This window comes from Cryobacterium sp. TmT2-59, from assembly GCF_004403545.1.
Taxonomy (GTDB): domain Bacteria; phylum Actinomycetota; class Actinomycetes; order Actinomycetales; family Microbacteriaceae; genus Cryobacterium; species Cryobacterium shii.
Window position 1 is genome coordinate 1 of record NZ_SOGM01000062.1, and the last position, 24003, is coordinate 24003.

Annotated in this window: 23 protein-coding genes; 6 read left to right on the forward strand and 17 right to left on the reverse strand. The window is 68.3% G+C overall.

The window, feature by feature from the left end:
- Positions 1-104: 104 nt before the first annotated feature.
- Together E3T24_RS10310 and recO are read right to left on the reverse strand one after the other, a co-directional pair.
- Complete coding sequence (locus E3T24_RS10310) at positions 105-923, reverse strand: isoprenyl transferase (protein WP_134365822.1); 819 nt, start codon at positions 921-923, stop codon at positions 105-107.
- Positions 920-1642: a DNA repair protein RecO gene (gene recO / locus E3T24_RS10315; protein WP_134365823.1), complete on the reverse strand. Its 723-nt coding sequence runs from the start codon at positions 1640-1642 to the stop codon at positions 920-922. Before recO ends, E3T24_RS10310 begins: the two co-directional genes overlap by 4 nt.
- A gap of 87 nt (positions 1643-1729) precedes the next feature.
- Here recO and E3T24_RS10320 point away from each other — a divergent pair, with 87 nt between their 5' ends.
- Together E3T24_RS10320 and E3T24_RS10325 are read left to right on the forward strand one after the other, a co-directional pair.
- On the forward strand, positions 1730-2431 hold the full coding sequence (locus E3T24_RS10320; protein WP_241975862.1) for a TRIC cation channel family protein: 702 nt from the start codon (positions 1730-1732) through the stop codon (positions 2429-2431).
- Between the two features lie 91 nt (positions 2432-2522).
- Complete coding sequence (locus tag E3T24_RS10325) at positions 2523-3266, forward strand: hypothetical protein (protein WP_174776548.1); 744 nt, start codon at positions 2523-2525, stop codon at positions 3264-3266.
- Between the two features lie 144 nt (positions 3267-3410).
- Here the strand turns inward: E3T24_RS10325 and leuA are convergent, their stop codons facing one another.
- From leuA to hrcA, 12 genes are all read right to left on the reverse strand, one after another.
- Positions 3411-5183, reverse strand: a complete 1773-nt coding sequence (gene leuA / locus E3T24_RS10330) for a 2-isopropylmalate synthase (RefSeq protein WP_134365824.1) — start codon at positions 5181-5183, stop codon at positions 3411-3413.
- Between the two features lie 169 nt (positions 5184-5352).
- Entirely contained in the window at positions 5353-7833 is a 2481-nt protein-coding gene (locus E3T24_RS10335) for a phosphatidylglycerol lysyltransferase domain-containing protein (protein WP_241978684.1), read from the reverse strand.
- Positions 7830-9083, reverse strand: a complete 1254-nt coding sequence (locus tag E3T24_RS10340) for an alpha/beta hydrolase-fold protein (protein ID WP_134365825.1) — start codon at positions 9081-9083, stop codon at positions 7830-7832. Before E3T24_RS10340 ends, E3T24_RS10335 begins: the two co-directional genes overlap by 4 nt.
- 232 nt (positions 9084-9315) lie before the next feature.
- The gene (locus E3T24_RS18175; RefSeq protein ID WP_255572673.1) at positions 9316-9441 is read right to left on the reverse strand and encodes a hypothetical protein; all 126 of its coding nucleotides are present in this window, start codon (positions 9439-9441) and stop codon (positions 9316-9318) included.
- Positions 9442-9494: 53 nt separating this feature from the next.
- Positions 9495-10397, reverse strand: a complete 903-nt coding sequence (era, locus tag E3T24_RS10350) for a GTPase Era (RefSeq protein WP_134365827.1) — start codon at positions 10395-10397, stop codon at positions 9495-9497.
- Entirely contained in the window at positions 10390-11709 is a 1320-nt protein-coding gene (locus E3T24_RS10355) for a hemolysin family protein (RefSeq protein WP_134365828.1), read from the reverse strand. Before E3T24_RS10355 ends, era begins: the two co-directional genes overlap by 8 nt.
- Complete coding sequence (gene ybeY, locus E3T24_RS10360) at positions 11706-12173, reverse strand: rRNA maturation RNase YbeY (protein WP_134404361.1); 468 nt, start codon at positions 12171-12173, stop codon at positions 11706-11708. The genes E3T24_RS10355 and ybeY overlap by 4 nt, the downstream gene beginning before the upstream one ends.
- Positions 12170-13186, reverse strand: coding sequence for a PhoH family protein (locus tag E3T24_RS10365; protein WP_134365870.1), 1017 nt, complete (start codon positions 13184-13186; stop codon positions 12170-12172). Before E3T24_RS10365 ends, ybeY begins: the two co-directional genes overlap by 4 nt.
- A gap of 52 nt (positions 13187-13238) precedes the next feature.
- Entirely contained in the window at positions 13239-13616 is a 378-nt protein-coding gene (locus tag E3T24_RS10370; RefSeq protein ID WP_134365830.1) for an HIT domain-containing protein, read from the reverse strand.
- Between the two features lie 22 nt (positions 13617-13638).
- Positions 13639-14379, reverse strand: coding sequence for a 16S rRNA (uracil(1498)-N(3))-methyltransferase (locus tag E3T24_RS10375; RefSeq protein ID WP_134365831.1), 741 nt, complete (start codon positions 14377-14379; stop codon positions 13639-13641).
- Between the two features lie 6 nt (positions 14380-14385).
- Positions 14386-15507 carry a molecular chaperone DnaJ gene (gene dnaJ, locus E3T24_RS10380; RefSeq protein ID WP_134365832.1) on the reverse strand — a complete coding sequence of 374 codons (1122 nt, stop codon included), beginning with the start codon at positions 15505-15507 and terminating at the stop codon, positions 14386-14388.
- A gap of 65 nt (positions 15508-15572) precedes the next feature.
- Entirely contained in the window at positions 15573-16595 is a 1023-nt protein-coding gene (gene hrcA, locus E3T24_RS10385) for a heat-inducible transcriptional repressor HrcA (protein ID WP_134404365.1), read from the reverse strand.
- Positions 16596-16761: 166 nt separating this feature from the next.
- Between hrcA and E3T24_RS10390 the strand changes: the two genes are divergently transcribed.
- A complete protein-coding gene (locus E3T24_RS10390) occupies positions 16762-17208 on the forward strand; it encodes a DUF4870 domain-containing protein (RefSeq protein ID WP_134402634.1) in 447 nt (148 codons plus the stop codon).
- 96 nt (positions 17209-17304) lie between these two features.
- Positions 17305-17685, forward strand: a complete 381-nt coding sequence (locus E3T24_RS10395) for a DUF4870 domain-containing protein (RefSeq protein ID WP_241975864.1) — start codon at positions 17305-17307, stop codon at positions 17683-17685.
- 175 nt (positions 17686-17860) lie between these two features.
- On the opposite strand, the gene hemW is transcribed toward E3T24_RS10395, so the two are convergent.
- From hemW to lepA, 3 genes are read right to left on the reverse strand one after another with little or no spacing between them, the layout of a single operon-like run.
- Positions 17861-19087, reverse strand: coding sequence for a radical SAM family heme chaperone HemW (hemW, locus tag E3T24_RS10400; protein WP_134365836.1), 1227 nt, complete (start codon positions 19085-19087; stop codon positions 17861-17863).
- A gap of 4 nt (positions 19088-19091) precedes the next feature.
- Positions 19092-19739, reverse strand: coding sequence for a DUF1990 domain-containing protein (locus E3T24_RS10405; protein WP_134365837.1), 648 nt, complete (start codon positions 19737-19739; stop codon positions 19092-19094).
- Between the two features lie 4 nt (positions 19740-19743).
- Positions 19744-21597 carry a translation elongation factor 4 gene (lepA, locus tag E3T24_RS10410; protein WP_134365838.1) on the reverse strand — a complete coding sequence of 618 codons (1854 nt, stop codon included), beginning with the start codon at positions 21595-21597 and terminating at the stop codon, positions 19744-19746.
- A 215-nt stretch (positions 21598-21812) separates the two neighbouring features.
- Here lepA and E3T24_RS10415 point away from each other — a divergent pair, with 215 nt between their 5' ends.
- Positions 21813-23078 carry an HNH endonuclease signature motif containing protein gene (locus E3T24_RS10415; RefSeq protein ID WP_134404369.1) on the forward strand — a complete coding sequence of 422 codons (1266 nt, stop codon included), beginning with the start codon at positions 21813-21815 and terminating at the stop codon, positions 23076-23078.
- Positions 23079-23164: 86 nt separating this feature from the next.
- A complete protein-coding gene (locus E3T24_RS10420) occupies positions 23165-23911 on the forward strand; it encodes an alpha/beta hydrolase (protein WP_134434592.1) in 747 nt (248 codons plus the stop codon).
- The last annotated feature ends 92 nt before the right edge of the window (positions 23912-24003 follow it).

Consider the following 24003-nt stretch of genomic DNA (forward strand, 5'->3'; position numbering starts at 1 on the left):
CCAACTCGGCTTTGGTCTCGGTGAGTTCATCAGGATTCACGCCTGAAAATTAACAGATTCCAGCGACGATTAACAGCCGACACGCCCAACCTAACTAAGAACTACTAGGGGGTGGGGGCGTCCACGGCGCCACCGTACCGGCGGTTTCGGGACGCGTAGAGTTCCACCGCCCGCCACAGGTCGACGCGGCTGAAGTCCGGCCAGAGCGTGTCCAGGAAGACCATCTCCGCGTAGGCGCTCTGCCAGAGCATGAAGTTGCTGGTGCGCTGCTCCCCCGAGCTGCGCACGAACAGGTCGACGTCGGGCAGGTCGGCGGTGTACAGGTGCCTCTGAATGGCCTTCTCGGTGATGCCGGAGGGCTTCAGCCTGCCCGCGGCGACGTCCTCGGCCAGCGCGCGCACAGCATCCGCAATCTCGGTGCGCCCGCCGTAGTTCACGCACATGGTCAGGGTGAGCACGTCGTTGCCGGCGGTGAGACGCTCGGCGTACTGCAGTTCGGTGATGACGGATGCCCAGAGCCGGGGCTTGCGCCCGGCCCACCGCACCCGCACGCCCCACTCATTGAGCTGGTCCCGCCGGCGGTGCAGAACGTCCCGGTTGAACCCCATCAGGAAGCGCACCTCATCGGGTGAACGTTTCCAGTTCTCGGTGGAGAAGGCGTAGACGCTCAGGTGCTTGACCCCGATCTGGATGGCGCCGGCGACGACGTCGAGCAGCGCTCCCTCCCCCGCCTTGTGTCCCTCCACTCGCGGGAGTCCGCGGGCGTTGGCCCACCGGCCGTTGCCGTCCATGACGACGGCCACATGCTCGGGCACGGCCTTCGCGGGCAGCGCCGGCGGATACAGGCCGGTCCAGTCGAGGGGCTTGTAAGCCACCGCGTCCTTGTGGGTGAACGGCTTCTGGCCGAAGGGGTTGGGGATCATCGACTGACGTGCTCCAAGGATCGGAGGCCGCGCCCGAGATGCCACTGCGTATACGCGGCGACGATTCCGGTGGCCTGGGCTCTGGTCTGGTCCGGGGTTGATTGTGCGTGCTCCCAGTCGCCCGTGAGAAGGGAGGCGAGCAGTGCGATCGTGGCCGGGTCGAGCCTCGGCGAGCCGGGGGCGGCGCAGTCGTCGCAGACGATCCCGCCGACCTGCACGACCACGGCAGAGTGGCTGCCCTTGGCGCCGCACCGGGAGCAGTCCTCGAAGCTGGGCGCCCAGCCGGCCATCGACAGGGCGCGCAGCAGGTAGGAGTCGAGGGTGAGGCCGGCCCCGTGCTCCCGGCGGGAGAGGGATCGGAGAGCGCCGACGAGCAGCAGGTACTGCTGCAGGGACCCCTCCGCCTCGGTCAGTTTGTCGGCCGTCTCGACCATGGCGCTGGCGGCGGTGTAGCTCGGGTAGTCGTCGGCGATCAGGGCGCCGTAGGAACCCAGCGATTCGGCCTGGGTGATGATGTCGAGGGTTCGACCCTCGTAAAGCTGCACGTCGGCGACCATGAACGGTTCGAGCCTGGCCCCGAATTTGGAGGCGGTGCGACGCACGCCCTTGGCGACCGCGCGCACCTTGCCGTGCTGCCTCGTGAGCATGGTGACGATCCGGTCGGCTTCACCCAGCTTCTGGGTGCGCAGCACGACGGCTTCATCACGATATACAGGCACCCGTCGATTCTCCCACCTGGAAGCCACGCGCGCGGCCGAGCGGCCGGCCGCCGCGCCGGGCGGGGGCTTTCAGTGGTTTCATTAGGGGTGCCCTCCACGTCTTTCTTCATCCCGCTCTGGCTCGACCTCGCCGCCGTCGCCATCGGCGCCATTCAGGGCGCCATGTTCGCGGGGCGTTTCACGGATCGGCGTTTCGACCTGCTCGGGATCGCCCTGATCGGAGTCACCGTGGGCCTGGGCGGCGGGCTGCTCCGCGACATCCTCCTCGACGGGGTGCCGGCGGCGCTGCAGAGCAACTGGTACCTGCCCGTGGCCGCCGGAGCCGCCCTGCTCGGAATGCTGCTGCAGAGTCTGTTCAACCGCCTCGGCCCGTTCATCATCGCCCTGGACGCCGTCACCATCGGCCTGTTCGGTGCCCTGGGCACCAGCAAGGCGCTCGCCGCCGGCTTGCCGGAGGTGCCCGCCCTGTTCGTGGGGGTCGTCACGGCCGTGGGCGGGTCGGCCCTGCGCGACATGATGCTGAACGTTCCCATCGCAGTCATGCACGTCGGCTCGTTCTACGCGGTGGCCGCCGGGGCGGGCAGCGGACTCCTGGTGGTGCTGTTCCTGTTGCAGGTTCCGATCACCATCGCCGGGATCAGCTGCGTCATCGTGACCACGGTCATCCGGGTACTCGCCGCCCGCTACGGCTGGAGCCTGCCGCAGCAGCGGGCGATCGGCAGTTGGCCCCGGTGGAGACGACGCGAGAACGTGGTCGCCTTCCGCCGGGGCCGCAATCGCGGCATCTGACAATCCCCCCTCACGACGAATTCCGCTCTCGCCTTTCACCCGATCCGGGGTGAGACTAATGAGAAGAACTCACATTGTTTGGAGGATCCTCATGAACAAGTTCAAGGGCAACCCGCCCGAATCGATGCCGGACCTGATGCCGGTGCTGTCCCGAGGCAAACACCGGAACCCGCGCTCGGGCGCCTGTTTCATGGAGTTCGCGTCCTATCTCGCGGGCGAATCGTGGACGGACCATCCGGCCTGCACCCATCCTCTGCTCGCCTCCCTGGCGAGAATGGTGAACGACTGCACCTCGGACACCGCCCGGGCACGCCTGGTTCCCCTGATCCCGTCGGTGATCGGGCTGAACGGCGACAATCCGCAGGTTCGCCTGCTGATCGCCCTCCGCGCTGCCGCCTCCGCCCTGCCGGTCACGAGCGCCGACCACCAGCGCGCGCTGGCGGTGGGGATCCTCAACTGCGAGCGACACCTGACCCACACCGACGGCGAACTCAGCGACGACATCGCCGGCCGGATCCGGACGGCGTTCGACTCCGCACCGGAAACCGAACGCTGGGCGCGGGAGTTCATCTCCTCCATGGGCTCCTGGACGCGAAGCAAGTTCACGGACCGCACCGCGGAGACCATCATCCGGGTCTCGGTGCAGGGCATCGCGGAGGCCTGCACGCCCGATCCGGACGGCCAGCTCTACGCGCTTCTGTCCGGGGCGATCGAGGATTGCACGGCCGCGATGGCCCCGACCCGGTCGGCGGAGAAGATGCTCCACGGGGAGCCGGTGGCTCAGGCGAACCCGGTGCGCACAGAGCCGGTGCGTACGCACACCGCGCACGTCTAGCAGCCGCCGCACCGCGCAACCGCGGACGAAGAACGCCGTTCCGCCCGAGGGCCGCCGACTGGCGGCGATTCTCGGACGGAACGGCGTTTTCGGTGTGCCCGGGCCTCGGGCCTACCCGGGTGGACGGGGTCGGACCGGGTCGGACTAGACGCTGACCTCGGCCAGGGCGCGGTTGGCGGCTTCGGAGCGGATGCCGCGGTTCACTGCGGACACGACGGACTTGAGCGACGCGGTCGAGATGTCCGCGTCGATGCCGACGCCCCAGAACCGTTTGCCGTTGACGTCCAGTTCGACGTACGCGGCGGCGAGGGCGTCGCCGCCGGCCGACATGGCGTGCTCCACGTAGTCGTAGAGGGTGATCGCGATGCCGCGCTCGGCCATCACGCCGAGGAACGCGGCGATCGGGCCGTTGCCCGAGCCGACGGCGCTGGACACTGTGTCGTCGTCCCGCAGGTCCACCGACAGGTCGACCGTGCCGGAGAGATCGCTCGACGTGCGCGTGGAGTGCAGCTCGAAGCGGCCCCATTTGGCGTCGGGGGTGGTGTGGCTGGCCGGCAGGTACTCGTCGTTGAAGATCTCCCAGATCTGTTCGCTGGTGACCTCGCCGCCTTCCTGGTCGGTCTTGGACTGCACGACGCCCGAGAATTCGATCTGCAGCTTGCGTGGCAGGTCGAGGGCGTGGTCGGTCTTCAGCAGGTACGCGACCCCGCCCTTGCCGGACTGGGAGTTGACCCGGATGACGGCCTCGTAGCTGCGGCCGAGGTCCTTCGGGTCGATCGGCAGGTACGGCACGGCCCAGACCAGGTCGTCGACGGAGCGGCCGGTGGCTGCGGCATCCGCGGCCATCGCCTCGAAGCCCTTCTTGATGGCGTCCTGGTGCGACCCGCTGAACGCTGTGAAGACGAGGTCGCCGGCCCAGGGGCTGCGCTCGGGCACCGGCAGCTGGTTGCAGTACTCGGCGGTGCGCTTGACTTCGTCGATGTTGCTGAAGTCGATCTGCGGGTCGATTCCCTGCGTGAACAGGTTCACGCCGAGGGCGACCAGGTCGACGTTGCCGGTGCGCTCCCCGTTGCCGAACAGGCAGCCTTCGATGCGGTCGGCGCCGGCCAGGTAGCCCAGCTCGGCGGCGGCGATCGCGGTGCCGCGGTCGTTGTGCGGGTGCAGGCTGATCAGCACGTTCTCGCGGTGGGCGAGGTGCCGGCCCATCCACTCGATCGAGTCGGCGTAGACGTTGGGCGTGGCCATCTCCACCGTGGCCGGCAGGTTGATGATGACCTTGCGCTCCGGCGTCGGCTCGAGGATTTCGAGTACCTGGTTGCAGACGTCGACGGCGAACTCGAGCTCGGTGCCGGTGTAGCTCTCCGGGGAGTATTCGTAGTAGACGGTGGTGCCCGGGATCGTGGCTTCCATCGCGCGGCAGGTGCGGGCACCGAACAGGGCGATGTCGATGATGCCCTGCTTGTCTTCACGGAACACCACCTCGCGCTGCAGGATGCTGGTGGAGTTGTACAGGTGCACGATGGCCTGCTTCGCGCCCGCGATCGACTCGTAGGTGCGACGGATCAGGTGTTCACGCGCCTGGGTGAGCACTTGGATGGTGACGTCGTCCGGGATGGCGTCCTCGTCGATCAGGCTGCGCACGAAATCGAAGTCGGTCTGGCTCGCCGAGGGGAACCCGACCTCGATTTCCTTGTAGCCCATGCGCACGAGCATGTCGAACATGATGCGCTTGCGCTCGGGGCTCATCGGGTCGATCAGGGCCTGGTTGCCGTCGCGCAGGTCGACGGCGCACCAGCGCGGCGCCTGCTCGATGTGCCTGGACGGCCAGGTGCGGTCGGGCAGGTTGACCCGGAACTGCTCGTGGTACGGGCGGTATTTGTGGATCGGCATCGCCGATGCGGTCTGATTGTTCTTCATGATCCTTCATCTCCTCGCGAATGGTGGTCAGCCAACGACAAACTCCGCGACGAGGGAGGCCTCAGATTAGGACTCGTCGCGGCAGCTAAGGAGGAGCACACCGGCATGCATTCTGTTAATTTAGCACCGATTCCCGGCTCGCGTGATTGCATTCTCGGCAGCGAGGGTTTCAGCCGAGGCTGCGGGCGAAGGCAACGGCCTCCCGCATGGACAGCGACGGCAGGTAGGCGCGGGCGAGAGCCAGCCCGATGGTCGGCAGCGCGACCGGATCCGGGTAGGCCATGAACAGGGGGTGGAACTCGGGCTGGAACTTGCGTTTGAACGCCAGCAGGGACTGGAAGCCGTAGACCGGCTCCAGCGCTCGGCCGAGGAAGTTCACCACCCGTGCCGCCAGGCTGCCGTCCCGCTCGTCGCTCGCTCCTCCCCCGGTGCGGGCCAACGGGGCCGCGGACAGGCTGAGGAACTCGATCTCGGGTCGTTCGCTCTTCGTCTGTGCCGTCTGCGCGATCAGGAATTCCATCACCCCGTTCATGCTGTCCGGTCGGCGGCGCATGAAGTCCAGCGTCCAGCCGATGACGACCCCGTCGCGGTAGCTCGGCAGCCAGCTGGTCACGGCGTGCACGTGGTCATCGGCGTCGATCGCCAGCATCAGTCGCACCGCCGGGTCACGGAGCTCATCGAGTCCGCCGAGGGTGAAATCGAGTTCCGGCAGCTCCTTCTCCTGCACCCACTGTTCCGAGATCTCGGAGATCTGCACGGCCTGCAGCAGGGTCAGGCTGCGATAGTCCGTCCATTCCGCCCGCACCCCGGCGCGGTCGGCCCGGTTGATTGACGAGCGGATGTCTTGCCACTTCTTGCCCCTCGTGTCCCAGGTGCGCGGCCGCAGGATGGTCTCCTCCCCGATGCCCATGGACCGCCAGCCCATTCCGGCGAAGGTGGGCTGCCAGTGGTCGTGGAGGCTGTAGAAGACGGGCACCCAGCCGTTGTCGTCGCACATCGTGGCGAAGTCCGCGATCGCCTGGGCGCCGTCTTCGATGGGGCCGACCGGTTCCGTCGTGGTGATCGCAACGCCGTTGAACACCCGGTAGGCGATGGCCGTCGTTCCGGACGGGCTGAACCAGATCGAGTTGCCGTCCCAGGTGGTCATGAAGGCCAGGGACCCGCCTCCGCCGCCGCGGATGAGTAACTTCCGCAGCCTGGCCTGGTCGTTCCCGCCCCCGGACCCGCTGCTGCGGATGCCCTGGATGGCGCCGACGATCACGATGATCCAGAACGCGGGGCCCACCCACTGGTAGAGCGCGGTCGTTACCCAGTCCGTCGGGAGGAAGGAGAGCCGCTCCAGGCGGAGGAAGCCGACCGGAATGAACCGCTCCGGGACATCCGTCACGAGATCCAGCAGGGTCACCGTGGGGCGGAAACGGTCGCGCAACAGCCAGCCGCCGGTGACGTAGAGCGAGGCCAGTGCGAGGAAACCCGCCACGATCGAGAGCGCGAAGCGCCGACGCACGCCCGGACGGCTGCGCACCGGGAATCGCCGGAGGTTCGCGGCGATCAGGATCGCCGTCGCGACCGGCACGAGCACGGAAACCACGAGCACGAGTGCGACTTCCCAGTAGCGCAGGGGGTGCCACCGCCACACGTACGGCTGGCCGGAGATCGGCAGGAGCCCGTAGTACCAGGCGCCGAGCACAGCCATTGCGGCGTTGACGACGATCGCGAGCCAGGCGCCGAAGCGCCGTCCCCTGGCGAGGCCGTAGGCGGCGACGAGCAGGGTGACCAAAGGGAGCAGGCTGACCAGGACGGGCCCGACGCCGCCGACCCGTTCCAGGGTGAGCTCGTGCACGCACTGCCGGGTGATGTCGCCCAGCAGGCACCGGTCGACGACGTCGCCGGCCGCCGGCACGTCCTGAGTGAGCAGGAGGCCGAGCGGCGCCAGCACCCCGAACCGGGCGCCGGAGAAGATGGTGATGAGCGGTCCGACCGCGAGCACTCCCACGACCGCGGCGAGGAGCGTGCGGGTCTCATGGTGTGAGCTGCGCCGCCAGGTGAGGTCGATCGGCCGCGGGCGGAAGGCCGCCCCGAGGCCGAGACCGACGAGGGCAGCGATCAGACGGTAGACATCCGAGGGCTGGCCGGAGTACAGCAGGAGGACCAGCGCGCCCGAGATTGTGAACACGCGGATGCGGCGGCGCCACAGCGGTCCGGCGTAGAAGCTGGCGGCCATGATGGTTCCCACGATCGGAGTGAAGGGGTCGAGCGACCAGAGTTCGCTCACCCGTCGGGACCAGAACTCGCCGCCGGCGACGCCGAGACTCTGCCCGAGGATGCCGAGGCCGGCACCAAGGACGGCCGTGACGACGAACGCGATCGCGGTGCGGACGCCGCCCATCAGCCGTTCGGCCTGGCCGAGCACGACGACCGCGGCGAAGAGCGCCAGGACGACTTCTGCGGCGTTGTCGACGAAGAAGACGGAGGTGAGGGGGCTCCACCAGTGGCCGTTTTCGACCACCGATTCGTACCCGGTGCCGAGGATCCCCCTCAGGGCGGGCGACGGTCCGGTGAGCGGCCCCGTGACGAGGGCCGCCAGCAGCAGCAGCGCGTACCCCATGGCCAGGGGCTGCCCGGCCACCAGGCGCCGCAGGCCTGTCACGGTGAGGCCGGTAATCCGGTGGTTGTCGCGATGACCGGGAGCGCGCGTGTCCAGGCGTAGATGACCGTGTGCCAATCGTGTGCCGTGCCCGGTGACACGATGAGTTCCGTGGTCGCGCCCGCCCGGCGCGCTGCGGTCTCGAGGGTGTGCGCCCAGGCCAGGTAGCGGGCGTCGTCGGCGCCGACGGCGAAGATGATGTGGAGCGCCGCGTAGGGGGCGTGCGCGGCCAGGATGGCGGTCGGCGCCGCGGCGGCGTAGGCCGCCGCGCTGCCGTCGAACCCGATCTGGATGGTGTGGTCCGGGCTGCCGGACTTCGGCGCTATTTCGCCCGATATGTCGAAGATCGTGCCGTACAGCTCCGGGTGCGCGGCTCCGAGCTGGATCGAGCAGGTGCCGCCCTGGGAGAAACCGGCGATGGCCCAGCCGGTCGGCGCGGCCGCCACCGCCAGGTGCGACCGGATCCAGGCCGGCACGTCGACCGTCAAATAGGTGGCGGCGTTGCCGAGCGGGGAGTCGACACACATCGGGTTCCTGTCCGGGGCGCCCAGTTGGTCGGGCACGACGATGATCGGCGTGAGGCCGTGGTGCGCGGCCGCGTAGGCGTCGAGGATTTCGGCGAGCCGGTCGGAGGTGAAAACGTCCGACGGGCTCCCCGGCTGCCCGGAGAGCATCTCCACGACGGGCAGGATCGGCGGCCGGTCGACCAGGGCCGCGGCGGGCAGGTACACGAATGCGGGCCGCGCTGCGAAGCCGGAGGTGGATGCCGGGATGGTGACCTTTCCGATCGCGCCGCCGGTGGACCCGACCGGCGCCCGCTGCATCAGGTCGAGCGAGCCGTAGAGCGGGAGCCCCAGGGCAATCCGGAGGGTGGGGTACTCGCCGAATTCGGCGTTGATTCCCGCGGCCGTGCACAGCAGGATCAGGGGAATGGCGGCGACGGCGACCGTGCGACGCCATCGGGTGCTGCCGATGAGGTTGGTGACGGCGAGCACGAGCGCGGCGAAGAGGGCGGTCACCCACACGCGGGTCGGCAGGGACATGGACACTCCGAAGACATCCCAGACGTCGCTGAGCAGCCAGACCAGCACCCAACCGGACACGGCGGCGGCGGCAACGCCCGCGAGGAAGACGAGCGCACGACGGATGCTCAGGCGGCGCAGTGCCAGCACCACGACGACGACACCGGTCAGCGCGTACAGCCCGAGGAGGAACGGGCCGGCCAGGAGACTGGTGTCGAGCAGATCGGTCATGATGCGAATCCTCCGCCACCCACTCTCACACCGACCACGGCGAAGTGGCACGCGGGAGACCGGTTCTGAAGGACACTTCAGGAACCGCCGCCGTCGTTACAGAGAATTTACGGCTGGCATTCAGACTCGCCAGCCCGGGCGACGCCGAGGACGATGAGGCACTGGGCCGCGATGTAGCTGAGCATGACTAGGAAGCCGCTCTCCCAGATTCCCGCGTCCGGTACGAATTTGTTCAACGCCAGCAGGGAATCGGAGACCAGGACAGGGCGGCACCGACCGCGACCGGGGCGGAGCACGGGGTCACGGTGATCGCCATGGCCGTGGTCATGGAGGCGTAGATGGTGACCGGCACCAGCATCCCGCCGCGGTGCGGGCGCGAGCACGAGCATCAGCCCGCGGCGGACGGGCCGGCTAGAAGCCGAGGCGGCCCAGCTGTTTCGGGTCGCGCTGCCATTCCTTAGCGACCTTGACCCGCAGCGACAGGAAGACCCGTTTGCCGACGAGGGGCTCGATCTGCTTGCGGGCGCGCATGCCGACATCCTTCAACCGGCTGCCCGACTTGCCGATGATGATGCCCTTCTGGCTGTCCCGTTCGACAAACAGGTTCGCGTAGACCTCGACCAGTTCCTGGTCGTCGCGCTCGATGATGTCGTCGATGGTCACGGCGATCGAGTGCGGCAGCTCGTCGGTGACGCCCTCGAGCGCCGCCTCGCGGATGTACTCGGAGATGCGCGACTCGAGGCTCTCGTCGGTGACCGCGTCGGCCGGGTAGAGCGGCGCATCCGAAAGCGGAAGCAGCCGCAGCAGCTCGGCGCTGAGGATGTCGAGCTGGATGCGGCTGGTGGCCGAGATCGGCACGATCGCTTCCCAGTCGCGCAGCTCGGAGACGGCGAGGAGCTGGTTGGCGACACTCGTCTTGGAGGACGTGTCGATCTTGGTCACGATGGCCACCTTGCGGGCCCGGGGGAAGTTGTCGAGCTGCTCGTTGATGAAACGGTCGCCCGGGCCGATCGGCTCGTTCGCCGGGATGCACAGGCCCACCACGTCCACGCCGGCGAGGGTGGACTGCACCAGGCTGTTCAGACGCTCCCCGAGCAGGGTGCGCGGCTTGTGGATGCCGGGGGTGTCGACCAGGATCAGCTGACCGTTCTTCTGGTGCACGATCCCGCGGATTGCTCGCCTGGTGGTCTGCGGCTTCGAGGACGTGATGGCGACCTTCTCCCCCACCAGCGCATTCGTCAGGGTGGACTTTCCCACGTTGGGGCGTCCCACAAACGACACGAAGCCCGCGCGGAATCCATCTTCTTTAGTCATGACCATTCACTCTCTCATCGTCCGACACCCCGAGGAATGCGGTCTGTGCATCAATCAACGCTTGGTCTCGTTCCACCAGCACGGTGCTGATGCGCTTGCGGCGGCCCTCTGTGCGTTCCGCGGTGAGGACCAGCCCGCTGGTGGAGGCGACCGACCCGGCCACCGGCAACCGTCCGAGCGCCTTGGCCAGAAGTCCGCCCACCGAGTCGACCTCGTCGTCGTCGAGCTCCAGGTCGAACAGCTCGCCGAGCTCATCGACCGGCAGCCGGGCGCTCACCCGGAACCGGCCGTGGCCGAGGTCTTCGACCTCGACGACGTCACGGTCGTATTCGTCGGAGATGTCCCCGACGAGTTCCTCGATCAGGTCTTCGAGGGTGACCAGTCCGGCGATCCCACCATACTCGTCGACGACCATCGCGAGGTGGTTCGACTCCAACTGCATCTGCCGCAGCAGGGCGTCGGCCTTTTTCGATTCCGGTACGAACACCGCGGGCCGTTCCAGTTCACGGACGGTCAGGCTCTCCACGTTCGGGGGGCGTTCGTAGACGAGCCGGGCCACATCGCGAAGATAGAGGATGCCCGTGACGTCGTCGACCTCACCGTCGATGACGGGCACGCGCGAGAACCCCTTGCTCAGGAACAGGCCCATGGCCGCGCCGAGCGAGGAATCCGCCTCGATGGTGACCATGTCGGTGCGCGGAATCATCACCTCACGCACCACGGTCTCGTTGAACTCGAAGATTGAGTGGATCAGCTCGCGGTCTTCCTCCTCGAGCACGTCGAGCTCGGTGGCCTCGTCGACCATGCTCAGCAGCTGGTCCTCCGAGGTGAACGTGGCGAGCCGGGTGCGGCCGGGGGTGACCCGGTTGCCGAGCGCCACGAGCGCGTTCGCGATCGGCCCGAGCAGCACGCGGAGGAAGTGCACCAGCGGCGCCGTCGCCCGGAGCAGCCCGGTGGGGTGCGCCCGCCCGACGCTGCGCGGGCTCGCCCCGACCAGCACGAAGGACACCGCGGTCATCAGCAGGGACGAGAGGAGCAGGGCGAGCCACAGCTGCTCGATGGTGGTCGCGAACACGAGGGTCACGAGCACGGCCGCCGTGGTCTCGGCGATGATCCGCACGAAGCTGATCGTGTTCAGGTGCGCCCCGGTGTCGGCGGCGATCGCCGTCAGGGACCTCTTCGCCCGTGATTTCTCGGCCAGCTCGGCGATGTCGGCCCTGGACTGCACCGTGACGGCGGCGTCCACGGCGGCCATCAGGCCGCCGAAGGCGACCAGCACGATGGCTGCCGCGAGAAACCACCCGACGATCATCGGTTGCGGAGGCGTTCCTGCAGGGCGAAGCCGATCAGGATGTCCCGCTGGATGCCGAACATCTCCTTCTCTTCGGCCGGCTCGGCGTGGTCGAACCCGAGGAGGTGCAGGGTGCCGTGGGTGGTCAGCAGGAGCAGTTCTTCGAGGGTGCTGTGGCCGGCGGTCTCGGCCTGGGCCTGCGCGACCTGCGGGCAGAGCACGATGTCGCCGAGCAGTCCAGGCGGCGTTTCGGCGTCTTCGGTGCCCGGGCGCAGTTCGTCCATCGGGAAGCTGAGCACGTCGGTCGGCCCCGGCTCGTCCATCCACTGCACGTGCAGCTGTTCCATGGCGCCCTCGTCGACGAGCACGATCGCCAGCTCGGCATCCGGGTGCACGTGCATGGAGTCCAGCGCGTACGCCGCCAGGCGGAGGATGGCGGCCTCATCGACCGGGATGGCCGATTCGTTGTTGATTTCGATGCTCAAGAAGGTCTCCGTTTCGGAAGGCGGTCACGGGGGGTGTTGGGGCGGCCCGGCCCGCGGTTGGCGAATTCGTGCGCCTGCTCGGTCTCGTAGCGCAGGGCCTGCTTCTGGGCGTCGTATTCGGTCCACGCGTCGACGATGCGGCCGACCAGAGAGTGGCGCACCACGTCGTCGCTGGTCAGGCGCACGAAGGCGATCTCGTCGACGCCTTCGAGCACGCGGCTGACGAGCCGGAGCCCGCTCGATCCGGCCGGCAGGTCGATCTGGGTGATGTCGCCGGTGACGACCATCTTGGAACCGAAGCCCAGCCGGGTCAGGAACATCTTCATCTGCTCCGGCGTGGTGTTCTGCGCCTCGTCGAGGACGACGAAGGAGGAGTTGAGCGTGCGCCCGCGCATGTACGCCAGCGGGGCCACCTCGATGGTTCCGGCGGCCAGAAGTTTGGGGACGAGCTCCGGGTCCATCATCTCGTTGAGGGCGTCGTAGAGGGGCCGCAGGTACGGGTCGATCTTCTCGGTCAGGCTGCCGGGCAGGAAGCCGAGGCGTTCCCCGGCCTCGACGGCGGGGCGGGTGAGGATGATCCGGTCGACCTCCTTGCGCTGCAGCGCCTGCACGGCCTTGGCCATCGCGAGGTAGGTCTTGCCGGTCCCGGCCGGCCCGATGCCGAACACGATCGTGTCGGTGTCGATGGCGTCGACGTAGCGTTTCTGCCCGATCGTCTTGGCACGGATGCTGCGGCCCCGGGAGGTCAGGAGTGCCGGGCCGAGGCGCTCGGACGGACTCGTGCTGCTGTCTTCTCCGAGCATCCGTGCCGACGTGCTCACCTCGGACTCGGCCAGGTCCCGGCCCGAGCGGATCATGACCAGGAGTTCCTCGATCAGCAAGCGCGCCGCCTCGACCGGGCCCGCCTCACCGGAGAGGGTGATCTCGTTGCCGCGCACGTGCACGGTGACGCCCGGGTGCTCCTTCTCGATGGTGGCGAGAAGGCGATCCTGCGCACCCAGCAGACGCACCATGGCGATGCCGTCGACCTGGACGCGGACCTCGGCCCGGCCGGGCTCGTGGGAGTCAGCGGAACCCAAGCGATCCCTCCCCGAGTGCTGGATCCCCGGGCTGCTGGGCCAGGAGATGGGCGTGGACGTGGAAGACGGTCTGACCGGCCGCCGCCCCGGTGTTGAAGACGAGACGGAACTGCCCGTCGGCGAGGTCGGCCGCGAGTGCGTCGGCCACGGCCACGAGTTCGGCCAGCAGTCCGGGGTCGCCGGCCGCCAGTTCGACCACGTTGCGGTATTCGCCGGTCTTGGGCGTGATGACGATGTGCACCGGGGCCTGGGGCGCGATGTCGTTGAAGGCGATGATCCGGTCGGTTTCCGCGACGATCGTCGCCGGGATCTCGCGCGCGGCGATGCGGCTGAAAATGGACGGTTCTGCACCGGTGGAAGACATGTCTCTATCTTAAGCTTCCCGGCTACCAGCGGCCGAGCGTCGCGTTCAGGATCGCCAGGGCGGCCGGCCCGGCGGTGGATGTGCGCAGCACGTTGTCGCCGAGTCGCACCCGGGTGGCCCCGGCCTGCTCGAGCAGGGTGAGTTCCGCGGGCGAGATGCCGCCTTCGGGGCCGACCACGAGCAGGATGTCGCGGTCGTCGGTCGGTGCGGCCTGCGAGGTGAGGCGTTCGGTCGCGGTGGGCTCCAGCAGCAGCATGCGGGTGGAGCCGGCCAGGGTCGCCAGCGTCTTCGTGCTCGCCAGGTCACCGACCGCGGGCAGCCAGGCCCGGATCGACTGCTTGGACGCCTCACGCACGATGCTCGACCAGCGGTCCCGGCCCTTGGCGATCTTGGCGCCCTCCCAGCGGGTCACCGAGCGCGAGGCGGCCCACGGGATCACCCCGTCGATGCCGAGTTCCGTGGCCGCTTGCACGGCCAACTCGTCCCGGTCACCCTTGGCGAGAGCCTGGACCAGGCGGATGCGCGGGGTCGGCGGCGCGCTGACGGTCACCGTGTCCACCCGCAGGGTGAGCAGGGACGCCTCAGCGCCGACCACGGTGGCGCCGAGCATCAGCCCCGCGCCGTTTCCGATCTGCAGGTGCTCTCCCGGGCGAACCCGGCTGACGGTGACCGCGTGCCGCGCCTCGGCGCCGCCGATGCCGACGACGCCCCCGACCGTGCAGTCCGAGGCCCGGAGGGCCTCATCGATGAAGAAGTGTGCCATGGACGCCTAGCCGCGGAACCGATCGCGGAGCTTGGCGAACAAGCCCTGCTGGAAGGCGCTGAGCGCCGGCGCGGGGGCCTTGTGCCGGGCCGCGAACGCTTCGATCAGTTCGCGTTCCTTGTGGTCCAGGCGCGTCGGGGTGGTCACGTGCACGCCGATCTTCAGGTCGCCGCGCCCGTTCCCGCGCAGGCGAGTCACCCCGCGCTCCTTGATCGTGATGACCTCCGCGCTCTGCATACCGGGCTTGATCTCGACCTCGATGTCCCCGTCGAGGGCCTTCACCGTGGCGGTGGTGCCCAGGATCGCATCCGTCATCGGCACCTCGAGGGTGGCGAGCAGGTCGTCGCCGTCGCGGCTGAAGACGTCGTGGTGGCGCACCTTCATCTCGAGGTACAGGTCGCCGTTGGGGCCGCCGGCCGGGCCGGCCTCGCCGCTGCCGGGCATCTGCAGGCGCAGTCCGGTGTCGACGCCGGCCGGGATGTCGACGGGCACCGTGCGGCGCGCGCGCACGCGGCCCTGGCCCTGGCAGGTGACGCAGGGGGTCGCGATGATCGTGCCGTAGCCGCGGCAGGAACCGCAGGGGCTGTTGGTCATGACGTTGCCCAGCAGCGACCGGACGGCACGCTGGATGTTGCCGGTGCCGTGGCAGATGTCGCAGGTTACGGGCGACGTGCCCGGCTGGCAGCAGGTGCCGCTGCAGCTGGTGCAGACGATGGCGGTGTCCACCTCGAGCTCACGGTGGGTGCCGAAGATGACCTCGTCGAGGTCGAGTTCGACCCGGACCAGTGCATCCTGGCCGCGCTCCCGGCGGGACCTCGGGCCGCGGGTGCCGCCGCCTCCGCCTCCGCCGAAGAAGGTCTCGAAGATGTCCCCGAAGTTGCCGAAGTTGGCGTCGGCGTACCCGTTGCCGCCGCCGGAGCGGCCGTTCCCGCCGCGGTCGTAGTTGTCGCGCTGCTTCGCGTCGCTCAGCACGTCGTAGGCGTGCGTCACGGATTTGAACCGCTCCGACGCGTCCGCGCCCGGGTTCACGTCGGGGTGCAGCTGCCGGGCGAGCTTGCGGTACGCCTTCTTGATCTCGTCGGTGGTGGCGTCGCGTGCAACGCCGAGTACTTCGTAATGGTCAGCCAAAGCTGGCTCTCCTCGATATGTTCTGATACGTGGTGCTCCCCCGGCTTCTCGGCACGGGGAACTGGTCAATTCTCGCCGAGTAGGCGTGAAAGGTAGCGGGCGACCGCGCGCACGGCCGCCATGTTGTTGGAGTAGTCCATCCGGGTCGGGCCGAGCACGCCGAGGCGGGCCAGGTTGCCACCCTGCGACGAGTAGCCGCTGGTGAGAACGGATGTCTCGGCCAGCCCGAACGGCGCGTTCTCCCGGCCGATGCTGACGGACACACCGTGCTGGTCGGTGGCCATCTCACCGAACAGGCGCAGCAGCACGACCTGCTCCTCGATGGCCTCGAGCACCGGGTAGATGCTGCCGGTGAAGTCTTCCTCGGTGCGGACGAGGTTGGCCGCCCCGGCCATCACCAGCCGGTCCTGCCGGTTGGCCCCGACCTGGTCGTGCAGGGTTCCGGTGATCAGGTCGACGGCTTCCTGCTGCTCGAACGGTCCGAGCACGCCGGCTCCGGTCAGGGCGGCGGCGGCCTCGCTCATGCTGAGTCCGACCAGGGCGTGGTTCAGGCGGGTGCGGAGTTCGGCCAGAACGGGCTCGTCGAGCTGCCGGGGCAGGTCCACGATGCGTTGCTCGACCCGGCCGGCATCCGTGATCAGCACCGAGAGCAGGCGCGTCTCGGACAGGGGCACCAATTCGACGTGGCGCACCTTCGCGCGGGACAGCGAGGGATACTGCACCAGGGCCACCTGGTGGGTCAGCTGGGAGAGCAGGCGCACGCTTCGCGCCAGAACCTCGTCGAGGTCAGCGGACTGGCCGAGGAAGGTCTCGATCGCCTGGCGCTGCGCCGCGGACAGCGGACGCAGGTCGGCCAGGTGGTCGACGAAGAGGCGGTAGCCCTTGTCGGTCGGGATGCGGCCGGACGAGGTGTGCGGGGCCGCGATCAACTCTTCCTCTTCGAGGAGGGCCATGTCGTTGCGGATCGTGGCCGCCGAAACTCCGAAAGAGTGCCGGTCGACGATCGATTTGGAGCCGACCGGCTCGCGGGAGGCGACGTAGTCTTGAACGATCACGCGCAAAACTTCGAGGCCGCGGTCAGACACCATGTTGTCGCCTCCTCCCGTTCATCCTGAGCGCAGTGCACTGGCACTCTTCGTATGAGACTGCCAATCATACCGCGACCGGCTGTGGTTCCCCATTGCTCCCGCATGATTGACGGCAGTACCTTAGGCATGTAACAAGCGTCCCCCCTGTGCACCGAAAGGCACGATCATGAGCAATTCCACTGAGCCAACACCCGACGATTCGAACTGGGGACAGCGGCCGCCGCAGCCTCCGTACCAGCCCGCTGCTCCGACCGCTGCGGCACCCCTGACGGAGGCGGAAGACCGGCAGTGGGCGTCCCTCGCGCACCTCGGCGGCATCCTGAGCTTTGCGCCGTCACTCATTATCTGGCTGGTCTTCAAGGACCGCGGCCGCTTCACCAACGTCGAGGCGAAGGAAGCGCTCAACTTTCAGATCACGCTCCTGATCGGTTATTTCGCCATCAACTTGGTCGCCAACGTGATCGGCTTCCTCACCTTCGGCCTCGGGGGCGTCATCGGCATCCTCGCCTGGGCGCTCTACATCGTCGGGGTCGTCCTCTCCGTCCTCGGATTCCAGAAGGCCAGGGAGGGAACGCACTACCAGTACCCCTACGCCCTTCACTTGATCAAGTAGCCGCTTGATCGGTAGCCGCTTGATCGGTAGCCGCTTGATCGGTAGCCGCTTGATCCCGTAGCCCGGCACCAGCCAGAACAGTCAGAAGGAGCACGAATGTCCGAGTCCACCCCACCGCAACCGCCCGCCGGCCAGTACCAGGCCGCGAGCCAGATGAACCCCGCAGACGAGAAACTGTGGGCCACCCTGATCCACATCGGCGGGATCCTGTTCAATTTCCTGCCCGCCCTGATCGGCTACATCGTGCTCAAGGATCGCGGCCCGTTCATCCGGGCGCACACGGCCACGGCGCTGAACTTCCAGATCACGTTGTTGATCGCGTACACCGTCGGGGGGCTCCTGACCATCATCCTGGTCGGGTTCCTCATTCTCGCCGCAGCGGGCATCCTGAACATCGTGTTCGGCATCATGGCCGCCCTCGCCGCCAACAAGGGCGAGTACTACACCTACCCGTTGACGATCAAGTTCGTCAACTAGGGCCAGTCACTAGCGGCAGACACTGGTCGCCCCGAGCCAATTCGACGGAGATTTTGATTTAAAAACACGGATGCGGGCTGTTCGGCCCCGATTCCGGCAAAATCTCCGTCGAATTGGTTCCAGGACGGGCTGAGGGCAGTGGGTGCGCCCGTCAGCGCGGCAGTGGGTGCGCCCGTCAGTCGGCGAGGAGGCGGCGCACGACCGCATCCGCCAGCAGGCGTCCCCGCAGGGTCAACTCGACCGTTCCGCCGAGGGCGGCCCGGGCGTCGATCAGTTCGTCGGCGATCAGTCCGGCAACCTCCCGGCGCCCGAGCGGGGTGAGCGTGTCGATCCGGATGCCCTCACGGATGCGGGTGCGCAGCAGCACCCGTTCCACTTCGCGGGTCGCCGCGTCCAGGGTTTCGCGCCCGGCCGCCGGTGAATCCCCGGCCCGGATGCGGTCGGCGTACGCCGACGGATGCTTGACGTTCCACCAGCGCACCCCGCCGATGTGGCTGTGGGCGCCCGGCCCGACGCCCCACCAGTCCTGGCTGCGCCAGTAGGCGAGGTTGTGCCGGGAGCGGTCCGCGTCATCCGTGGCCCAGTTGCTGACCTCGTACCAGCCGTACCCGGCGGCGGCGAGTAGTTCGTCGGCCAGTTCGTAGAACTCGGCCTGCATGTCCTCGTCGACCGGCACCAGCTCGCCGCGTTTGATCTGGCGGGCCAGTTTGGTGCCTTCCTCGACGATCAGGGAGTAGGCGCTGATGTGGGTGGGGGCCAGCGCGATGGCGTGTTCGAGGCTGGTGCGCCAGTCGAGCAGGGTCTCCCCCGGTGTGCCGTAGATCAGGTCCAGGGACACGTCGAGGTCGGCGTCGCGGGCCCACTGCACGACGAGCGGCACCCGCTCGGGATCATGGGTGCGTTCCAGGGTGGCGAGCACGCTCGGCACGGCGGACTGCATGCCGAAGGACACCCGGGTGAAGCCGGCGTCGGCGAGGGTGGCGAGGTAGGCGGCATCAACGGAGTCGGGGTTCGCCTCCGTGGTCACCTCGGCCCCCGGGGCCAGGCCCCAGGTGGAACGCACGGCCTGCAGCATCCGGATCAGGTCGGCGGCCGGGAGCAGGGTCGGGGTGCCTCCGCCGAAGAAGACGGTCGCCGCCGGGCGCGCGGGCACGCCGGATGCCTCGAGGATGCCGCCTGCCGCCTCGACCTCGCTGATCGCCTGGCCGGCGTAGTCATTTTGGGACGCGCCCCTCAGCTCGGTGGCGGTGTAGGTGTTGAAGTCGCAGTAGCCGCAGCGCACCCGGCAGAAGGGCACGTGCAGGTAGACGCCGAAGTCGCGGTCCGCGGCCCGGTGCGCGGCAGTGGCCGGCAGCAGGCCGTCGCGGGGTGCGGGGTCGCCGAGGGGAAGGGCACTGCCCACGGGTCTATGCCCCGCCGATCGGGTGCAGCGCCCGCAGGTAGCGCTTCGTGAACTTCGCCTGCTGCAGCCGCAGCACCGGCGCGCCCAAGCGGTAGAACCAGGTGCTGGGGCGGGAAAAAGCCCGGATGGTGAGCCAGACGGAGTCGTCCTCCCGGTGGTCGACGATGAAGGACTCCTCGCCGCTCTCCGGGTGCCCGGCCATGGTGCCGTAGGCGAAGCCGACCTGGTCGGGCTCGTCGACCACGTAGACCACGCGCACCGGGGCGTCGATGGTGAACGGGCCGACCTTGACCGAGAGGTGCGCGGACATGCCGTTGACGATGTACGGGGTGCCGTCCTCGGCGAACGTGGCCTCGTCGGCGGGCTGCTTCTGGTCGCGGACGGCCTGCCCGTCGGCGCCGAAGACCAACCCGGTGTACTGCTCGCCCGTGCCGCCCTGCAGATCGGTCACGGTCATGCCGCTGCCCCGCTGCAGGCCCCAGGTCATCAGTGACTTCGAGGCCAGCTGGAAGCGGTCCGCGCCGCTGCCGAGACGAACGCTGCGCACGATCGGCCGGTAGCCCTTGGGCGGGTACCGGAGAAGGTCGGGCGCGAGGGTGCCGCCGATGGACGCGTAGGTGACGGCGGTGTCGGTGAAGGTGGCGCGGCGCATCCGTTTACTTCTTCTCTTTCTTGGCGGGCTCGTCGCCGGACAGTGCGGCGATGAAGGCCTCCTGCGGCACCTCGACCCGGCCGACCATCTTCATGCGCTTCTTGCCCTCTTTCTGCTTCTCGAGCAGCTTGCGCTTGCGGGAGATATCGCCGCCGTAGCACTTGGCGAGAACGTCCTTGCGGATGGCGCTGATGGATTCGCGGGCGATGATGCGGGCGCCGATCGCGGCCTGGATGGGCACGTCGAACTGCTGCCTGGGGATGAGCTTCCGGAGGCGTCCGGTCATCAGGACCCCGTAGTCGTAGGCCTTGTCGCGGTGCACGATCGCGCTGAACGCGTCGACCTGTTCGCCCTGCAGCAGGATGTCGACCTTGACCAGGTCGGCCTCCTGCGAGCCGATCGGCTCGTAGTCGAGGGATCCGTAGCCGGCGGTGCGGCTTTTGAGGTTGTCGAAGAAGTCGAACACGATCTCGCCGAGGGGCATCGTGTAACGGATCTCGACCCGGTCCTCACCGAGGTAGTCCATGCCGAGGAGGGTGCCGCGGCGGCTCTGGCAGAGTTCCATGATCACGCCGACGTAGTCCTTGGGGGCGAGGATGGCGGCCTTCACGATCGGTTCCTCGACCTTGGCGATCTTGCCGTTCGGGAACTCGCTCGGATTGGTGACCGTGACGGTCTTCTTGTCGTCGGTGGTGACCTCGTAGATCACGCTGGGCGCGGTGGTGATCAGGTCGAGCCCGAATTCGCGGTCGAGCCGCTCGGTGATGATTTCAAGGTGCAGCAGGCCGAGGAAACCGCAACGAAACCCAAAACCGAGGGCCACGGATGTCTCGGGCTCGTAGACCAGGGACGCGTCGGAAAGCTTGAGCTTGTCGAGGGCCTCCCGCAGGGCCGGGTAGTCGCTGCCGTCGATCGGGTACAGGCCCGAGTACACCATGGGCTTGGGCTCGGTGTAGCCGGGCAGAGCCACCGTGGCGGGCCGGAGGGCCGTGGTGACCGTATCGCCGACCTTCGACTGGCGCACGTCCTTCACGCCGGTGATCAGGTAGCCGACCTCGCCGACGCCGAGTCCCTTGCTGACCGTCGGTTCGGGCGAGGTGACGCCGATCTCGAGGATCTCGTGCGTCGCACGGGTCGACATCATCTGGATCTTCTCGCGCGGATTGAGCTTGCCGTCGATCATGCGCACGTAGGTGACGACGCCGCGGTAGCTGTCGTAGACCGAGTCGAAGATCATCGCGCGGGCCGCGGCGTTGGGGTCGCCGACCGGGGCGGGGATGAGGCTGGTGGCCCGGTCGAGCAGTTCCGCGACGCCCACGCCGGTCTTGCCGGAGACCCGGAGCACGTCGTCGGGGCTGCCGCCGATCAGGCTGGCGAGCTCCTTCGCGTACTTGTCGGGGTCGGCGGCCGGCAGGTCGATCTTGTTCAGCACCGGGATGATCGTGAGGTCGTTCTCCAGCGCCAGGTACAGGTTGGCCAGGGTCTGGGCCTCGATCCCCTGCGCGGCGTCGACGAGGAGGATGGCTCCCTCGCACGCGGCCAGGCTGCGGGACACCTCGTAGGTGAAGTCCACGTGGCCGGGGGTGTCGATCATGTTCAGGGCGTAGGTCTGGCCGTCGAGCTCCCACGGCATGCGCACGGCCTGGCTCTTGATGGTGATGCCGCGCTCGCGCTCGATATCCATCCGGTCCAGGTATTGGGCGCGCATCGACCGGTCGTCGACGACGCCGGTGATCTGCAGCATCCGGTCGGCCAGGGTGGACTTGCCGTGGTCGATGTGGGCAATGATGCAGAAGTTACGGATGAACTCGGGCGGGGTGGCGGCCGGTTCAAGCGCCGTGAGGGGTCTCGGTGACATGGTCTGGCAATTCTCCCATAGCTGGCTGGTTCCCGGTTTCGCCCGGCACCGGCGAACCAATTCGACGGAGATTCTCTTGTCGCAAACCTTTTTCGGTGCGTTCCGAGCGGTTTCGGTCAGAATCTCCGTCGAATTCGTTCAGGAAGGAGCGCCATCCGCCCCGTCAGGCGTGCGCTTTAGTCAGGACTGTCGGTGGCTGCACCTAGCCTGCTGTCATGTCCACTTCGGTCGGCACCACCCAGAAGCAACTCGGTCTCCTCTTCGACGCCGTCGCGGCGGCCGACCGGGTGATCGCCCGGAACCACGCGGTGCGAGCCGCCGCCGTCGATGAGGCCCGCCGGTTCAGCGAAGCCCACGCCGCGGAGATCCCGCTCGGCCCGCACTCCCGCTGGGACCGCGACGAGATCGCCCGCCGCGAGTTCTCCAGCGAGCTCGCCGCGACGCTGCACCTGCCCGAGCCCACCGCGGACAACCTGATCGCCGAGAGCCGCGCCCTGACCGAAAACCTTCCCGGCACCCGGGCGGCGCTGGAGGACGGGCTGATCAGCTACCGGCACGCCCAGACTCTGATCGGGCAGGCCTGCTCGATCCCTCTCCCCGGCCTGCCCGCCTTCGAACAGGCCCTGCTGCCGGCCGCCCAGAACCAGACCGTGGCCAAGCTCAAGCACACGGCCCGGGTGCTGCGGGAACGCCTGCACCCCGAGACCATCACCAGCCGCCGCGCCCGGTCCATCCTGGAACGCACCTCCTGGCTGCAGGCCGAACCCGATGGCATGGCCACCCTTCATCTGAACACCGGGGCCGAGCTCGTGCAGTCGATCTTCACCCGGGCCAACGACATCGCCGTCAGCCTTCTGGGTCCGGGCGAGCAGCGCACCCTCACCCAGGTGCGCACCGATGTACTCAGCGACCTGCTCATCAACGGTGTCACCCCGACCGGGGTCGGCGACGGAGTCCGGGCCACCGTCCAGGTCACCGTTTCCGTGATGACGCTCCTCGGACACAGCGAGGAACCCGGTCACCTCGAGGGCTACGGGCCGATCGATCCGGACACGGCCCGGGACCTGGCCTCGCGGGCGCCGAGCTTCACCCGGCTGCTCACCCACCCGGAGACGGGCGTCGTCCTGTCGGTCGGGCGCGACAGATACAAGGTTCCCAAACGGATGCGCCGCTTCCTGCGGCTCCGAGACGAGACCTGCCGCTTCCCCGGCTGCAACAAGTCGGCGCGGCGAGCCGAACTCGACCACACCCACGACTGGCATCTTCTCGGCCAGACCGCGCACGACAACCTCGCCCACCTCTGCAAGGCCAACCACGCCCTGAAATCCGAGACCCGATGGCAGGTGGCCCAGACGCCGGGCGGCATCCTGACCTGGACGTCACCGACGGGCCGGGACTTCGTCACCGCGCCGGCCAGGGTGCTCCCCACCGGGCCACCGGGAACCGCACCGCCGCTACTGCCGGAGGACGCGCCGTTCTGAGCGGACAGGCACCGTTTGTGCATGTGCGGAACGTGGATGTGCGGAAATTCAGCACAATCTGTCGAGATCCCTGCCTAAATGGGGAGATGACCCCAGCCACCCCGGTCCTCTTCGTCCACGGGATCCGCACCTCGGCCACGATGTGGCGGCGCCAGTTGTCCGCCCTGGGCGAGACCGGGCATCCGGTCCTGGCGATCGATCTGCCCGGGCACGGCTCGCGCATCGACGAACCATTCACCGTGGCGGGCGCCCTGACAGCCATCGATCAGGGCGTCGAGGCCCTGGGCGGCCGGGTGTTGCTGGTCGGGCTCTCCCTGGGCGGCTACTACGCCATCGAGTACGCCGCGCGGCACCCGCAGAAGGTGATCGGGTTGGTCGCCGCGGGAAGCTGCGCGATTCCGGCCGGGTGGCCCCTGGACGCCTACCGGAGCCTGGCCCGGCTCGTCCGCCGGCTGCCCGACCACGGATTGTGGCTTCACACCGCACTCGTGCGGGCCCTCCTGCCGCGAGACGGGGCCGCAGACACGCTCGCCGGCGGGGTTCCGCTGAATGTGATGGATGCCGGCCTCGGCGCCACCGGCACGCTCCGCCCGCTCGACAGCCTCTCTCGCTACCCCGGACCGGTGTGGCTGGTCAACGGCTTTTTCGATCAGTTTCGGCTGCACGAACGCCGCTTCCTTGCCGCCTGCCGGGACGGTCGTCTCGTGATCGTTCCCCGGGCCTCGCACCTGGTCAGCCTGGCCCAACCGGAACGGTTCACGGCGGTGCTCGGCGAGATCCTCCGGGAGGTCGCCGCCGGCCGGGCCCGGCCGAGTGTCGGGCCGGGCGAATAACTGGTATCGTTTCCTGTTGGCTTGCGTGTTGGGTCCCACCCCACACGATTATTGCCGTTCGGCGCCCTCTACCGCCAAGCGGCCCATCCGAA

What these genes read in the sequence shown, in the direction of transcription:
- E3T24_RS10310 (WP_134365822.1), bottom strand. Translation starts at nt 923, where the DNA reads ATGATCCCCAACCCCTTCGGCCAGAAGCCGTTCACCCACAAGGACGCG.
- E3T24_RS10325 (WP_174776548.1), top strand. Translation starts at nt 2,523, where the DNA reads ATGAACAAGTTCAAGGGCAACCCGCCCGAATCGATGCCGGACCTGATG.
- leuA (WP_134365824.1), bottom strand. Translation starts at nt 5,183, where the DNA reads ATGAAGAACAATCAGACCGCATCGGCGATGCCGATCCACAAATACCGC.
- E3T24_RS10340 (WP_134365825.1), bottom strand. Translation starts at nt 9,083, where the DNA reads ATGACCGATCTGCTCGACACCAGTCTCCTGGCCGGCCCGTTCCTCCTC.
- E3T24_RS18175 (WP_255572673.1), bottom strand. Translation starts at nt 9,441, where the DNA reads ATGCTGGTGCCGGTCACCATCTACGCCTCCATGACCACGGCCATGGCG.
- era (WP_134365827.1), bottom strand. Translation starts at nt 10,397, where the DNA reads ATGACTAAAGAAGATGGATTCCGCGCGGGCTTCGTGTCGTTTGTGGGA.
- E3T24_RS10355 (WP_134365828.1), bottom strand. Translation starts at nt 11,709, where the DNA reads ATGATCGTCGGGTGGTTTCTCGCGGCAGCCATCGTGCTGGTCGCCTTC.
- E3T24_RS10365 (WP_134365870.1), bottom strand. Translation starts at nt 13,186, where the DNA reads ATGGTGCGTCTGCTGGGTGCGCAGGATCGCCTTCTCGCCACCATCGAG.
- E3T24_RS10370 (WP_134365830.1), bottom strand. Translation starts at nt 13,616, where the DNA reads ATGTCTTCCACCGGTGCAGAACCGTCCATTTTCAGCCGCATCGCCGCG.
- E3T24_RS10375 (WP_134365831.1), bottom strand. Translation starts at nt 14,379, where the DNA reads ATGGCACACTTCTTCATCGATGAGGCCCTCCGGGCCTCGGACTGCACG.
- hrcA (WP_134404365.1), bottom strand. Translation starts at nt 16,595, where the DNA reads ATGGTGTCTGACCGCGGCCTCGAAGTTTTGCGCGTGATCGTTCAAGAC.
- E3T24_RS10390 (WP_134402634.1), top strand. Translation starts at nt 16,762, where the DNA reads ATGAGCAATTCCACTGAGCCAACACCCGACGATTCGAACTGGGGACAG.
- E3T24_RS10395 (WP_241975864.1), top strand. Translation starts at nt 17,305, where the DNA reads ATGTCCGAGTCCACCCCACCGCAACCGCCCGCCGGCCAGTACCAGGCC.
- E3T24_RS10405 (WP_134365837.1), bottom strand. Translation starts at nt 19,739, where the DNA reads ATGCGCCGCGCCACCTTCACCGACACCGCCGTCACCTACGCGTCCATC.
- lepA (WP_134365838.1), bottom strand. Translation starts at nt 21,597, where the DNA reads ATGTCACCGAGACCCCTCACGGCGCTTGAACCGGCCGCCACCCCGCCC.
- E3T24_RS10415 (WP_134404369.1), top strand. Translation starts at nt 21,813, where the DNA reads ATGTCCACTTCGGTCGGCACCACCCAGAAGCAACTCGGTCTCCTCTTC.
- E3T24_RS10420 (WP_134434592.1), top strand. Translation starts at nt 23,165, where the DNA reads ATGACCCCAGCCACCCCGGTCCTCTTCGTCCACGGGATCCGCACCTCG.